Here is a 13936-nt window from a genome sequence, read left to right as displayed (position 1 = left end):
GCGCGAGTGTGACGCAAATCACAATAACTCCTCAGGCCTCCACATCAACACAGAGCGCATCGTAACGCCAGTATTCACAGTCGCAATCAATCACCTCTTTTTGCTGGTTGCGATTGATGCGGGTGATCAACAAACCGGGGCTGCCCGGTGCCACATTCAGCATGGGTGCGGCGACCTCCGGCAGCGGGCCGGGCAGGATGGTGAAGCGCGCGCCGCCGTAACGAATGCCGTAGCGCTGGTCATAGAGATCGGTCAGTGAGCGGGTCAAATCTTCATCAAGCAGACCAGGGAAAAAACGCGGATTGAGGTAGTGTTCCACATAGAGCACCGCGCGCCCGTCGATGCGCCGCAGGCGGCGGATGCAGTAAACCGACGAACCGGAGGCCAGCCGCAGCGCCGTCGCCACGCTGTCGTGCGCCGCGACCTGTTCGGCAGCGATGACCTCGGTGGCCGCCTGCCGTCCCTGCTCCATTGCCATGGCATGAAAGTGGCTGTGATGCAGCGGGTTATAGATCAGCCGCGGCGGTGCGATAAACCAGCCGCGACGCAGTTCCCGGTAGATCATTCCCTGGGCTTCCAGCTTGCCCAGTGCTTCCCGCAGGGTAATCCGGGTCGTGCTGAACGCTTCGCTTAAGGCACGCTCCGCCGGCAGTCGCCCGGCGCTGAACTCTCCGGCCTGAATACGCGTCAGCAGGACGCTGGCGATCGCATCCGCCGTTTTGAGTGCTATCGACTCCACAACAGTAGCCTCATTTTGGTGCGACTCCGCACTCTTACTGTTCAGGTAAACGCGCCTGTGACAGGCGAACGGGTCACATCTTTCATCGCCCATCCCCCGCACAGCGCCGCCCTGTCATAAATCGTTCATATACAGGGGCTACATTGGCTCGGTTCTTGCTGGACTAGACCAGCCAGGCCCATCAACTTACACCCGGAGCAACTGAGATGAAAGCGTTTATCGCCTCTGTAGTAGCCAGTGCTGTAGTGCTCACCCTGCCCGTTGCGCAGGCCGCCGATAACGACCTTGCCGCCCTGGAAAAAGCGGCACGCAGTGAAGGCCAGGTCAACAGCGTCGGGATGCCGGATAGCTGGGCTAACTGGAAAGACACCTGGAACGACATCAGCAGCAAATATGGCCTTAAGCACAGCGATACCGATATGTCATCGGCGCAGGAGCTGGCGAAATTCGATGCAGAGAAAGAGAACGCCAGCGCTGACATCGGTGACGTGGGTGCCGCCTTTGGCCCGATCGCTGTCGCTAAAGGTGTGACCCAGCCCTATAAACCCACTCACTGGGATCAGATTCCGGCCTGGGCTAAAGATAAAGATGGCCACTGGGCGCTGGCCTATACCGGCACCATCGCCTTCCTGATCGACAAGCAGCAGGTTAAAGATATCCCCCACAGCTGGGCCGATCTGAAAAAAGGTAAGTATGTGGTTACTATCGGTGACGTCGGCGTGGCAGCTCAGGCGGCTAACGGCGTACTGGCGGCAAACTACGCCTTAGGTGGCGATGAGAAGAACCTGAAACCGGCGCTGGCTTTCTTTGCCGATCTGGCCAAACAGGGTCGTCTTGGCGTTACCGATCCGGTGATTGCCAATATCGAAAAAGGCGAAGTGCAGATGGCGGTGGTGTGGGACTTTAACGCCCTTAACTACCGGGACCAGATCGACAAAAACCGCTACGAAGTGGTGATCCCGTCTGATGGCTCCGTGACCTCCGGCTACACCACCGTCATCAACAAATATGCGAAACACCCTAACGCCGCAAAACTGACGCGCGAATATATCTTCTCAGACCAGGGACAGATCAATCTGGCGAAGGGCTATGCCCGTCCGATCCGTGCTGAACATCTGACGCTGCCAGCGGACGTTCAGGCTCGCCTGCTGCCGCAATCTGAATATAAAAATGCCCGTCCGGTTAAGGATCAGGCTGCCTGGGATAAATCGTCGAAAATGCTGCCGCGCCTGTGGCAGGAAAACGTCATCATCAACATGCAGCAGTAATTCGCGGCAGGGAGAACGGAATGAAGACCATCCTGGTAGTGCTGGACGGCCTGAGCAATCAGGTCGCACAACATGCAATGGGTTACCTGCATGCCGAATGTTCGCAGGGCAACGGGTTTTATTACCGTATGACCTGTGAATTACCCTCGCTGTCACGCCCGCTTTATGAGTGCATTCTGACCGGTGTTCCGCCGGTCAGAAGCGGCATTATTCATAATGGCGTCAGTCGGTTAAGTCGCGAGCGTAGCATCTTTCACTTTGCGCGATCGGCGGGACTGACGACTGCGGCGGCGGCCTACCACTGGGTGAGTGAGCTTTATAACCGAACGCCGTTCGTTCCGGCGCGCGATCGTCACACTGACGCGCCGGACCTGCCCATTCAGTATGGCCATTTTTATTCTGATGATAGCTATCCCGACTCGCATCTGTTTGAAGATGCAGAGAGCCTGCGGCTGCGTCACGATCCCGATTTTCTGCTAATCCACCCGATGAATATCGACGATGCCGGTCATAAATCGGGCCTCTTCTCGCCACAGTACCGCAACCGGGCACGCATCGCCGACGGCCTGCTGTCGCAGTGGATGCCCTTGTGGCTGGCTGAGGGCTATCAGGTGATGGTGACCGCCGATCACGGCATGAATGACGATCGCTCCCACGGCGGCATTCTGCCGGAAGAGACCACGGTGCCGCTGTTTGTCTTTGGCCGGGCTTTCTCGCTGCAGCCTGACCTGGCACCGCAGCAGACCGATCTGTGCGGCACGCTGTGTGAACTGCTTGAGGTGGCGCATGACAAGCCGGTCTGTCGCGGCCTGCTGGCGGAGTCGAAGAGATGAGAGGAAAAGGAGTCGCGCTGCTGCTGCTGTTACCGTTCACCCTGTTCTGGGTCGCCTTTCAGCTGGCACCGCTGTTGTGGATCGCCATTAACAGCTTCTGGAGTGAGATGAACAGCCAGTGGGGCTGGGATAACTATCAGGACATTCTCACCTCGCCCTTCTACCAGCAGGCGTTTCGTTTTTCGCTGGATATCTCACTCTGGTCAAGCGTCTACGGCTTACTGATTGCACTGGTCACCGGCTATTCACTGCATCAGCTCGGCGGCGGGCGACTGCAGCGCTTTCTCATCGCTTTTACCAATATGACCAGCAACTTTGCGGGTGTCCCGCTGGCGTTTGCCTTTGTGATTCTGCTGGGGCTGAACGGCTGCCTGACATTGCTGTTGCGCCATTATGTTCTGGTTGAGAGCTTCAGACTCTTCTCGCGCAATGGCATGGTGCTGGTCTACACCTGGTTCCAGATCCCGCTGGGCGTGCTGCTGCTCTACCCGGCGTTCGACGGGCTGAAGAAAGAGTGGCAGGAGTCCGCTGCGCTGCTGGGTGCCAGCCGCTGGCACTACTGGTGGCACATCGGCCTGCCGATTCTGTTTCCGGCGCTGCTCGGGACCTTTGTGATCCTGCTGGCAAATGCGCTGGGCGCTTACGCCACGATTTATGCCCTGACCACGGGTAATTTCAACGTGGTGCCGGTGCGCATTGCCGCGCTGGTCTCCGGCGATATCTCGCTGGATCCCAACACCGGTAGTGCGCTGGCGATGCTGCTGGTGGCGATTATGGCGCTGATCACCCTGGTGCAGCAGTATCTGGTGAGCCGTAGCTATCTCAATGCGAAACAGCCATGAAAGGAGCCGCCATGTCACGTGCTGAGCACCTCTATCACCGGATAATGGTCGGGTTACTCTTTACCCTGCTGGCACTGCCTTTACTGGCCACACTGCTTTATGCACTGTCGTCCGACTGGAGTAACACCATTCTGCCACAGGGCTATAGCCTGAAGTGGTTCATCCAGCTCTGGAGCGACCCGCGATTTCTGACGGCGCTGAGCCATTCGCTGCTGATTTGCCTGGGTGCGCTTCTGTTCTCGCTGGTGCTGGTGATGCCTGCCATGTTTGTAATCGCTTACTATTTTCCTCGACTGGATGCGGTGATGAACGTCCTGATCCTGATGCCTTTCGCCGTGCCGCCGGTGGTGTCGTCAGTGGGATTACTGCAACTCTACTCTTCGTCACCGCTGATGCTGACCGGCACGCCGTGGATCTTAATCGGCTGTTATTTCACTATCGCGTTGCCCTTTATCTACCGGGCGCTGGCGAACAATATGCAGGCGATCAACCTCAAAGAGCTGATTGATGCCGCGCAGTTGCTGGGTGCCAGCACCTGGCAGGCGGCGCTGTGGGTCGTGCTGCCCAACCTGCGCAAAGGGATGCTGATTGCCGTGCTGCTCTCTTTCTCCTTCCTGATTGGCGAATTTGTCTTCGCTAACCTGCTGGTCGGCAACCGCTATGAAACCCTGCAGGTTTACCTCTTCAACATGCGTAACGGCAGCGGTCACTTCACCAGCGCCCTGGTGATCTCCTACTTCTTTGTGGTGCTGCTGGTTACCTGGCTGGCCAACGCCCTGAATCCCGAACGAGGCTGAATATGAGTTACCTTGAGGTCAGAGAGCTGAACAAGTCCTATGGACCCACGCCCATTTTTGAGCAGATCGATTTCAGCGCCGCTGAAGGGGAATTTGTCACCCTGCTCGGCCCCAGCGGCTGCGGTAAATCGACGCTGCTGCGTTGTCTGGCGGGATTAACCGGCGTCGACAGCGGTGAAATCAGGCTGGAGGGCAAAGATATCGTGCCGCTGGCCCCGCAGAAGCGCGCCATCGGTATGGTGTTCCAGAGCTATGCGCTGTTTCCCAACATGACGGTAGAGAAGAACGTCGCATTTGGCCTGAAGATGCAGAAACTGCCCGAAGCGCAGATTCGCCAGCGGGTGCTGGAGGTGCTGGAGCTGGTTGAACTCAATGATTATGCACGCCGTTATCCGCACCAGTTGTCAGGCGGGCAGTGTCAGCGCGTGGCACTGGCACGTTCGCTGGTGACGCGTCCGCGTCTGCTGCTGCTGGATGAACCGCTGTCGGCGCTGGATGCGCGTATTCGCCGCCATCTGCGCGATCAAATCCGGCGCATCCAGCGCGAGCTGAATCTCACCACCCTGTTCGTCACCCACGATCAGGAGGAGGCGCTGACGCTCTCCGATCGTATCGTGCTGATGAACCGGGGCAAAATCGTGCAGAATGGCGATGCCGAAGCGCTCTATACCCAACCGGTCGATCTCTTCGCCGCCGGATTTATTGGCAACTACAACCTGCTGAGCGCTGAGCAGGCGACGCGACTGACCGGTCAGCCTTTCCACAGCCAGGTGGCCATTCGCCCGGAATCAATGCTGTTCACCGCGCCGGGCCAGGGCATTCCTGCGGAAATCCTCAGCCACAGCCTGCTGGGCAACGTGATCCGCTATCGTATCCGGGCGCATGATGTGGAACTTTCGGTTGATGTGCTTAACCGATCGGCGGCGGATTTGCATCCCGCTGGCAGGAAGATTGGTCTACAATTGGAGATGTCGACTTTGCGCCAGGTGGCTTAAAACACAGGAAAAAATCACGCATAGCACGGCAATCCCCTTCACAGATTGCTCTCTTCCGTCAGGCTGGCAGTCTGTGCTTTAAGCCTGACATTCGAGGAGCGACACCACGTGTTAACCCTGCTTAATTTACTCTCTGCGGTGGCCCTGCTGGTCTGGGGCACGCATATCGTACGAACCGGCATCATGCGGGTCTACGGTGCCGATCTGCGCCGCGTCCTGAGTCGCAGCATAGAAAAAAAACCGATGGCGTTTCTGGCGGGCATTGGCGTGACCACGCTGGTGCAGAGCAGCAACGCCACCACGCTGCTGGTGACCTCTTTTGTGGCGCAGAATCTGGTCAGCCTGACGCCCGCGCTGGTGGTGATTCTTGGCGCGGATGTCGGCACCGCGATTATGGCGCGTATCCTGACATTTGATCTCTCCTGGCTCTCACCGCTGTTTATCTTCTTTGGCGTGGTGTTCTTCCTCAGCCGCAAGCAGACCCGTGCGGGTCAGTTAGGCCGGGCCAGTATCGGCCTGGGCCTGATATTGCTGGCGCTGCAGCTGATTGTCGAAGCGGCTCGCCCGATTACCCAGGCCGCCGGTGTCCAGGTGCTTTTCTCCAGCCTGACCGGCGACGTGATGCTCGATGCGCTGCTGGGGGCGGTATTTGCCATCATCAGTTACTCCAGCCTGGCCGCGGTGCTGATCACCGCGACGCTCACCGCCACCGGCGTGATTTCGTTTAAGGTGGCGCTCTGTCTGGTGATTGGTGCCAATCTCGGTAGCGGCCTGCTGGCGATGATCAACGCCAGCGGCTCGAATGCTGCGGGCAAGCGCGTGGCGCTCGGCAGCCTGCTGTTCAAGCTGATCGGCTGTGTGTTCATCCTGCCGTTTGTCGATATTGTGGCGGAGTGGCTGGATAAGCTGCCGGTCAACGATGAAGAGTTAGTGATTTTCTTCCATGTGTTTTACAACCTGATCCGCTGCGTGGCGATGGTGCCGTTTGCTGACCTGATGGCGCGCCTCTGTCGCCGTATGATCGCCGACGACGTGGATAACGCCCTGCACCTCAAGCCGAAGCACCTCGATCGCAGCGCGCTGGATACGCCGGCGCTGGCGCTGGTGAATGCCGCCCGCGAAGCGTTACGCATGGGCGACGTGCTGGAGCAGATGCTGGAGGCGTTTAATAAGGTGGTACATGGCGAATCCCGCGAGGAACGCACGGTGCGCAGGCTGGATGATGATGTCGATGTGCTCTATACCGCCATCAAACTCTATCTGGCGCGGATGCCAAAAGAGGATCTCCCCGAAGAGGACTCGCGTCGCTGGGGTGAAATCATTGAAATGTCGCTTAATCTGGAGCAGGCCGGGGACATCATCGAGCGGATGAGCGGCGATGTCGCTGACAAGTCGCTGGCAGCGGGCCGCGCGTTCTCTGCCGAGGGATTAAAAGAGCTGCAGGAGCTGCATGAGCTGCTGATCGCTAACCTCAGAATGAGTCTGTCGGTGTTTCTGTCACACGATATCACCAGCGCTAAACGTCTGCGTCGCGCTAAACATCGCTTCCGTCTGATGATCCGCCGCTACTCTCATGCGCATGTTGACCGCCTGCACCAGAAGAACGTGCAGAGTATTGAGACCAGTTCGCTGCATCTCGGTTTACTGGGCGACATGAAGCGCCTGAATTCACTGTTTTGTAGTGTGGCCTACACGGTGCTGGAACAGCCCGACGATGAACGTGACTATGAATAAAACTGAGCGGAGTGAATAACCTGCCGCGCCGGAGCGGCGATCGTCCGGCGCGGCAGCAGTGAGATGCGGCGCAGTGTAATAATGCGCCGCCACTGTTACTTCTTCTTAATCGGCTTTCCTGACCAGTAACCCGCCAGCAGTGAACCTGACAGGTTGTGCCACACCGAGAACAGCGCGCCTGGCAATGCCGCCAGTGGTGAGAAGTAGAGTTTGCCCAGCGTCGCCGCCAGACCGGAGTTTTGCATGCCGACCTCCAGCGCCAGGGTACGGCAGGTTGACTCATCGAAGCCAAACAGCTTGCCGCCCCAGTAGCCGCCAAGCAGGCCAATCGCGTTATGCAGGATCACCGCCGCGATCACCATCAGACCCACCGATCCAATAAAGGCCTGACTGCCCGCCACCACCGCACTGATGATCAGCAGAATACAGACCATCGAAAACGCAGGCAGCCAGGGTTCCACCCGGCGAACCACGCTGTTCATACTGTGATGAATGATCAGTCCCAGGGAGATGGGGATCACGACGATCTTCACGATGCTCAGCAGCATGCCAGCCACGTCAACCTGAATGTGGGTATCAACATAAAAGCGGGTTAACAGCGGCGTGGCGAACACACCCACCAGCGCAGAGACTGACGAGATGGTCACCGACAGCGCCACATCCCCCTTCGCCAGATAGATCATGACGTTGCTGGCGGTGCCGCTGGCAACTGAGCCGACCAGAATCATACCGGCAGCCAGATCGGGCGGCATATGAAACAGTTTTGCCAGTCCCCAGGCGGCTAACGGCATCACCAGATAGTGCAGAAAGGTTCCGGCAATCACCGGCGCAGGTCGGGTCAGGACCCGTTTAAAATCGTCGATATTCAGGGTCACACCCATGCCGAACATAATCAGCATCAGCAGATAAGTGACCCAGGGTCCGATGCCGAGAAACGTACCTGGAGAGTAATAAGCGGCGACAGACAACAGCACGGCCCAGAGCGGGAACAGGCGGGTTAACGTGGCGAGCATAGCCAGACTTCCTTATAAGAATGTTATGTTTTATGCAGATTTGCCATAGAGAGTCATCATGCAGGAACGACTGCCGTGACGAAGGCCGGATCATAACATTTCATTATCATGGCGTAAGGCGAAGATGGGGCGAGGCGGGAAAATGCGGATCGACTGCTGCCGATCCGCTGAATATTAACGAAATTACGCTGCTTTTTCCTCTAAACCGCGGTAGATCAAACCACCAATCACGGCACCGATAATCGGCATTAACCAGAACATCCACAGCTGAGAGATCGCCCAGTCACCCTGGAACAGGGCTGCCGCGGTGCTGCGTGCCGGGTTAACCGAGGTATTGGTTACCGGAATGCTGATCAGGTGGATCAGGGTTAACGCCAGGCCGATCGCAATAGGTGCAAAGCCTTTCGGCGCGCGTTCGCTGGTGGCACCCATAATCACAATCAGGAAGATAGCGGTCATCACCCCTTCGGCGATCATACCTGACTGCAGGCTGAAGCCGCCCGGCGAGTGTTCACCGTAGCCATTCGCCGCAAAGCCGCTGGCCGCTGCACTGAAGTCACCTTTACCGCTGGCGATCAGATAGAGCACCGCGCCAGCGGCAATGCCGCCAGCCAGTTGCGCGATGATGTAAGGAATGGCCTGAGACGCGGGAAAACGTCCGCCTGCCACTAATCCCAGGGTCACCGCCGGGTTAAAGTGCCCGCCTGAGATGTGACCGACCGCATACGCCATGACCAGCACGCTCAGCCCGAAAGCCAGCGCCACGCCCATGAAGCCAATGCCCAGCTCCGGGAACGCAGCTGACAGCACGGCACTACCACAACCGCCGGCCACCAGCACGAAGGTACCCAGCGCCTCTGCGACTAACCTTTTCATGATATTTCCTAAATTTGGGTGAATTGATTCAGCGGCGGGATTATAAATCTGCGGAAAGGGAGCGCAATGCAGGTGCACGAAATGCGCAGAGAAAGGGATTGCCATTTGGCAATAACAGGCTGTAACTTTCTGTATTAATGGGATTTATCGGAAGTCGCGTGCCGGGGAGTAATGAGGGAGATATGAACCTTTTTTGCCGCTTTTCAGGCCGCGCTGACGCGGCCTGAATGCCACAGAAGCCTACTCGAACAGATTGCGATGCAGCGTACGTACCACGCTTTCCGCATCGTTGCCCGGCACCAGGAAGCAGAGATTGTAGCTGCTGGCACCGTAGCAAATCATCCGCAGGTTGAACGGGTCGAGCACACCAAACACCTCTTTGCCGACGCCGCACGCTTTTGACAGCTGGTTACCGATAATCGCCACCAGCGCCAGATCTTCTTCCACTTCAACCCGGCACAGCGACGAAAGTTCAGTCAGTAAAGCCTGGGTCAGCAGGCTGGCACTGGTTGAGGTCGATCCGGTGGTGTCGAGCGTCAGCGCCACGCTCACTTCGGAGGTGGTGATCAGGTCAACCGAGACGTTATGACGCGCCAGAATATTGAAGAGTTCAGCAAGAAAACCAAACGTATGCAGCATGTTAAGGCTGTGCAGCGTTAACAGCGTCTGCTTACGGCGTAACGCCAGCGCCCGAAACAGCGGCGGGTTGCGGGTTTCATTGCAGACGCGGGTTCCACCGGCTGCCGGATCCTTACTGGAACCGACAAATACCGGAATACCCCGGCGTACAGCGGGAAGCAGCGTCGCCGGGTGCAGCACTTTCGCACCGAACGTCGCCATTTCAGCGGCTTCTTCAAAAGTAATTTCATCAATACGCTTCGCCGTCGGCACCACGCGCGGGTCGGTGGTGTAGATGCCCGGTACATCCGTCCAGATATCCACACGCGCCGCGTTCAGCGCTTCGCCCAGCAGCGCGGCGGTGTAATCACTGCCGCCGCGACCCAGGGTGGTGGTGCGCCCTTCGCTTTCACTGCCGATGAAACCCTGAGTAATAACTAATGCCTGCTCAATGCGCGGCTGTAACTGCGCCGTCGCCTGCTCCGCCAGCACCTGTACATCCGGTACTGCCCGGCCAAAATGATCGTCGGTACGCATTACCTTGCGGACATCGAACCACTCCGCGTTAACCTGGCGTTCACGCAGAATTTCCACAAACAGCAGTGATGACATCAGCTCACCGTGGCTGACCAGTTCATCGGTCAGGGCATTCGAGGTTGCCAGTGAGGCGGCTTCGGAAAGCATGCTGATATTGTCGATCATCCGATCGATTTCATCGCGGATCACTTCCGGACGCTGCAGGCGATCAACAATGGCGTACTGGATACGGCGGATATCATCAAGCAGCACAGCGCGCTGAGGAGCCTGCTGGCCTTCAGCCAGCGCAACCAGCAGATTAGTAATGCCCGCCGAAGCAGAGAGCACCACCAGACGCGTGCTGGCGTCCTGCAACACCACATCGGCGCTGCGGTTCATCGCTTCAAAATCGGCTACGCTGGTGCCGCCGAATTTTGCCACTATCAGTGTTTGAGACATGTAGGACCTCGTGTCAGGTTATCTTGTTCTCGCCGATGAAAGGGTCGAGAAACATTCTTTCAGCCAGGCACAAGGAAAGAGCAGAAACGGGCGGACAAGATCGGATAGACGAGTCACCCAGAAGCGCCCCACCTTGCGAAACGTCGACTGCAGACGTTTCTGGTGACAACCCAGAGGATTCAGCCCCTGTAGCCGACAGGCAGCACACCGCGTGCTGACCCACCTCGGCGTCGCTCCCCATCATGTGTTTTCACCGGATACGGTTCCTCCAACACACTGCCTGGGCGACGCGCCTCTTCTGGCTTGCGCACAGGTGCGCAAGTAGGCGCATAGATCTAGCCTTTTCTGGACCTGCTGTCAATGTCAGCGATGCCCGGAGCGCCGCATCAGAAAACAAATGACTCTGCGTCGCAGCGGCTACAGTGCTTAATGGGTTCAGCCCATGCAGCAATCCCTGATACGGCACAACGTTTTGCGCAGACTTTCGCGTCACACTTTACCGCGCGTTGCCTCTGCGGTCCGCTGGCTGTTCGCGCCAGTGAATGCTGGCGATAAACAGCGGCGTTCAGATCGCCTGTCCGGCGCGCGCTGACAAAATTTTTCCTTTCAGTTACAACTGTGGTCATACTGAAACGCTAAACGGGCATGATGTGCCTCCGATGGAATGACGGTTCTTAATATCAACAAGAGTGTTGCCATGAAAAATATCAATCCGACACAAACCGCAGCCTGGAAAGCGCTGCAACAGCATTTTGAGCAGATGAAGTCGGTAGAAATTGCCGATCTGTTCGCCCAGGATGCCGATCGTTTTGCCAAATTCTCTGCCACCTTTGATGATCAGATGCTGGTGGATTTCTCCAAAAACCGCATCACCCAGGAAACCCTCGATAAGTTACAGGCGCTGGCCAAAGAGACCGACCTGAGCGGTGCCATTAAGTCTATGTTCTCGGGTGAGAAGATTAACCGCACCGAAGATCGTGCGGTGCTGCACGTCGCGCTGCGTAACCGCAGTAACACGCCGATTCTGGTGGATGGCAAAGATGTGATGCCAGAGGTCAACGCGGTGCTGGATAAGATGAAAGGCTTCTCTGAGCGCATCATCAGCGGCGAATGGAAAGGCTATACCGGTAAAGCGATCACCGACGTGGTGAATATCGGTATCGGCGGCTCTGACCTCGGCCCGTTTATGGTGACTGAAGCGCTGCGCCCGTACAAAAACCATCTGAACATGCATTTTGTCTCTAACGTTGACGGCACCCACATCGCCGAAACGCTGAAAGACCTCAGCCCGGAAACCACCCTGTTCCTGGTGGCATCGAAAACCTTCACCACCCAGGAAACCATGACCAACGCCCACAGCGCGCGCGACTGGTTCCTGAAAACGGCAGGCGACCAGCAGCACGTAGCGAAACACTTTGCTGCGCTGTCGACCAACGCCAAAGCGGTGGGCGAATTTGGTATCGACACCAACAACATGTTTGAATTCTGGGACTGGGTTGGCGGCCGCTATTCACTGTGGTCAGCGATCGGCCTGTCGATCATTCTCTCGATTGGTTTCGATAACTTCGAGCAGCTGCTGAGCGGCGCACATGCCATGGACCAGCACTTCGCCTCTGCGCCGGCTGAGCAGAACCTGCCGGTGCTGCTGGCACTGATTGGCATCTGGTACAACAATTTCTTTGGTGCTGAAACCGAAGCGATTCTGCCTTACGACCAGTACATGCACCGCTTTGCCGCCTATTTCCAGCAGGGCAATATGGAGTCAAACGGCAAGTATGTGGATCGTGCCGGTCATCCGGTGGACTACCAGACTGGCCCAATCATCTGGGGCGAACCTGGCACCAACGGTCAGCACGCGTTTTATCAGCTGATCCACCAGGGTACCAAGCTGGTTCCGTGCGACTTTATTGCGCCGGCCATTACCCATAATGCGCTCGCGGATCACCATCCGAAGCTGCTCTCTAACTTCTTTGCCCAGACTGAAGCGCTGGCGTTTGGTAAGTCACGCGACGTCGTAGAGAAAGAGTTTACCGATGCCGGTAAATCTGCAGAGTCTGTAGCCCATATCGTGCCGTTCAAGGTGTTTGAAGGTAACCGCCCGACTAACTCCATCCTGCTGCGTGAGATTACCCCTTACAGCCTGGGCGCGCTGATTGCCCTGTATGAGCACAAAATCTTCACTCAGGGTGCCATCCTGAATATCTTCACTTTCGATCAGTGGGGTGTGGAATTAGGTAAGCAGCTGGCGAACCGTATTCTGCCGGAACTGGAAAACGAGGACGAAGTTACCACTCACGACAGCTCCACTAATGCCTTAATTAACCGCTATAAATCCTGGCGTTAATCGGCGTTAATTTCATCGGGCGGCCACTTTGCCGCCCTTTTTTTGACTGTTTTTACATCTGAATGGGCTGTTTATATCGTTGGAGAGCATGGGTTGTCAGGGAAAAGTCTTAAAATAACCTAAGATAATTCTGAACATCGATGCGCTGAACGGGCCAGCATAAAGTATAAAATGGTCCTGAAATCGGGTAATCTCTATTGTTAGCTATTGATTCATAATCATATTCAGTTTCAGCAATCCTGAGTAAATTCTGATTATTCTTATTCCGTACCAGATATTAATAAAAAAGAACATTACGCTTTGCAATTGATTCGCCAGCAGCGAAATATCTGGCATCAGCCCGAAATATTCCGATATAAAAAGTAGTTATCCCCAATCCAGCTAATTAAATCACGCGCCCACCCCGCTATTCACCCTGGTTTTTCCGGTGCTGAACTCTGATATTTTGTTGCCCTATACTGAACGCGCCCGCAATGGGACTGTCTGTCGATTTTGCCGCAGTCTGACTGCGTTGCAACCTCAGCGGACAGAGATCCTTCATTCACTCAATGCAGGAAACGCTGTTATGAAAAAAACTATGGTTGCCGGTGCAGCCTTGATCTTCGTTGCCGTCTCTTCCAGCGCATTTGCTGCGCCGGAAGAAGCTGGTACCGCAGCTGGCGCGCAGGCGGGAGCAATCTCTGCTGGCACGTCGACCGCTGTGGGTATCGGTGCACTTGGCGCGCTGGTCGGGCTCGGCATTGCCGCTTCTGGCGGTGGTGACGGTGCAAATACCGGTACAACAACCACGACCACGACGAGCACCACTCGTTGATGGATGCCCGACCCCCGTCTGATTGCTGATCTGCAGCAAACGGGCAGAGGCTGAACCACTGACTTCGGTGAGTGAGGACGCTGAGCCA

At 56.7% G+C, this 13936-nt stretch carries 12 protein-coding genes and 1 riboswitch; of the genes, 8 read left to right on the top strand and 4 right to left on the bottom strand.

Annotation, left to right across the window (positions count from 1 at the left end; genetic code table 11):
* Positions 1–31 precede the first annotated feature (31 nt).
* Positions 32–739 (bottom strand): UTRA domain-containing protein, encoded by a 708-nt coding sequence (locus ACO6VX_RS14820; protein ID WP_022625213.1) that lies wholly within the window; start codon positions 737–739, stop codon positions 32–34.
* A gap of 206 nt (positions 740–945) precedes the next feature.
* Between ACO6VX_RS14820 and ACO6VX_RS14815 the strand changes: the two genes are divergently transcribed.
* The 6 genes from ACO6VX_RS14815 (at position 946) to ACO6VX_RS14790 (ending at position 7208) form a co-directional block, all read left to right on the top strand.
* On the top strand, positions 946–2007 hold the full coding sequence (locus ACO6VX_RS14815) for an ABC transporter substrate-binding protein (RefSeq protein WP_010252250.1): 1062 nt from the start codon (positions 946–948) through the stop codon (positions 2005–2007).
* Between the two features lie 20 nt (positions 2008–2027).
* Positions 2028–2840, top strand: coding sequence for an alkaline phosphatase family protein (locus ACO6VX_RS14810; protein ID WP_422431723.1), 813 nt, complete (start codon positions 2028–2030; stop codon positions 2838–2840).
* A complete protein-coding gene (locus ACO6VX_RS14805; protein ID WP_422431721.1) occupies positions 2837–3682 on the top strand; it encodes an ABC transporter permease in 846 nt (281 codons plus the stop codon). The genes ACO6VX_RS14810 and ACO6VX_RS14805 overlap by 4 nt, the downstream gene beginning before the upstream one ends.
* 11 nt (positions 3683–3693) lie before the next feature.
* Positions 3694–4479, top strand: a complete 786-nt coding sequence (locus tag ACO6VX_RS14800; protein ID WP_422431719.1) for an ABC transporter permease — start codon at positions 3694–3696, stop codon at positions 4477–4479.
* A gap of 2 nt (positions 4480–4481) precedes the next feature.
* Positions 4482–5474, top strand: a complete 993-nt coding sequence (locus tag ACO6VX_RS14795) for an ABC transporter ATP-binding protein (RefSeq protein WP_010252646.1) — start codon at positions 4482–4484, stop codon at positions 5472–5474.
* 108 nt (positions 5475–5582) lie between these two features.
* The gene (locus ACO6VX_RS14790) at positions 5583–7208 is read left to right on the top strand and encodes a Na/Pi cotransporter family protein (protein ID WP_010672204.1); all 1626 of its coding nucleotides are present in this window, start codon (positions 5583–5585) and stop codon (positions 7206–7208) included.
* 95 nt (positions 7209–7303) lie between these two features.
* On the opposite strand, the gene panS is transcribed toward ACO6VX_RS14790, so the two are convergent.
* The 3 genes from panS to lysC all read right to left on the bottom strand — a co-directional run bounded on the left by panS (position 7304) and on the right by lysC (position 10690).
* The gene (gene panS, locus ACO6VX_RS14785) at positions 7304–8221 is read right to left on the bottom strand and encodes a ketopantoate/pantoate/pantothenate transporter PanS (RefSeq protein ID WP_010252655.1); all 918 of its coding nucleotides are present in this window, start codon (positions 8219–8221) and stop codon (positions 7304–7306) included.
* 183 nt (positions 8222–8404) lie between these two features.
* A complete protein-coding gene (gene aqpZ, locus ACO6VX_RS14780; RefSeq protein ID WP_010672203.1) occupies positions 8405–9097 on the bottom strand; it encodes an aquaporin Z in 693 nt (230 codons plus the stop codon).
* A 240-nt stretch (positions 9098–9337) separates the two neighbouring features.
* Positions 9338–10690: a lysine-sensitive aspartokinase 3 gene (gene lysC / locus ACO6VX_RS14775; RefSeq protein ID WP_022625207.1), complete on the bottom strand. Its 1353-nt coding sequence runs from the start codon at positions 10688–10690 to the stop codon at positions 9338–9340.
* A gap of 113 nt (positions 10691–10803) precedes the next feature.
* A riboswitch (Lysine riboswitch) is annotated at positions 10804–10996 on the bottom strand.
* A 391-nt stretch (positions 10997–11387) separates the two neighbouring features.
* Here lysC and pgi point away from each other — a divergent pair.
* Together pgi and yjbE are read left to right on the top strand one after the other, a co-directional pair.
* Positions 11388–13034, top strand: a complete 1647-nt coding sequence (pgi, locus tag ACO6VX_RS14770) for a glucose-6-phosphate isomerase (protein ID WP_010672201.1) — start codon at positions 11388–11390, stop codon at positions 13032–13034.
* A gap of 565 nt (positions 13035–13599) precedes the next feature.
* Entirely contained in the window at positions 13600–13848 is a 249-nt protein-coding gene (gene yjbE / locus ACO6VX_RS14765) for an exopolysaccharide production protein YjbE (protein ID WP_010252668.1), read from the top strand.
* The last annotated feature ends 88 nt before the right edge of the window (positions 13849–13936 follow it).

The organism is Pantoea sp. BJFS-204 (assembly GCF_049310725.1).
In the GTDB taxonomy this organism is placed as follows: Bacteria; Pseudomonadota; Gammaproteobacteria; order Enterobacterales; family Enterobacteriaceae; genus Pantoea; species Pantoea agglomerans.
The sequence above is the reverse complement of the archived record's forward strand: the minus strand, read 5'-3'. Positions and strand labels throughout refer to the sequence as shown.

Bases quoted from the DNA above. Each gene is read 5' to 3' on its own strand.
- ACO6VX_RS14795 (WP_010252646.1), top strand. From the start codon at position 4,482: ATGAGTTACCTTGAGGTCAGAGAGCTGAACAAGTCCTATGGACCCACG.
- panS (WP_010252655.1), bottom strand. From the start codon at position 8,221: ATGCTCGCCACGTTAACCCGCCTGTTCCCGCTCTGGGCCGTGCTGTTG.
- pgi (WP_010672201.1), top strand. From the start codon at position 11,388: ATGAAAAATATCAATCCGACACAAACCGCAGCCTGGAAAGCGCTGCAA.
- ACO6VX_RS14805 (WP_422431721.1), top strand. From the start codon at position 2,837: ATGAGAGGAAAAGGAGTCGCGCTGCTGCTGCTGTTACCGTTCACCCTG.
- ACO6VX_RS14815 (WP_010252250.1), top strand. From the start codon at position 946: ATGAAAGCGTTTATCGCCTCTGTAGTAGCCAGTGCTGTAGTGCTCACC.
- ACO6VX_RS14800 (WP_422431719.1), top strand. From the start codon at position 3,694: ATGTCACGTGCTGAGCACCTCTATCACCGGATAATGGTCGGGTTACTC.
- aqpZ (WP_010672203.1), bottom strand. From the start codon at position 9,097: ATGAAAAGGTTAGTCGCAGAGGCGCTGGGTACCTTCGTGCTGGTGGCC.
- yjbE (WP_010252668.1), top strand. From the start codon at position 13,600: ATGAAAAAAACTATGGTTGCCGGTGCAGCCTTGATCTTCGTTGCCGTC.
- lysC (WP_022625207.1), bottom strand. From the start codon at position 10,690: ATGTCTCAAACACTGATAGTGGCAAAATTCGGCGGCACCAGCGTAGCC.
- ACO6VX_RS14810 (WP_422431723.1), top strand. From the start codon at position 2,028: ATGAAGACCATCCTGGTAGTGCTGGACGGCCTGAGCAATCAGGTCGCA.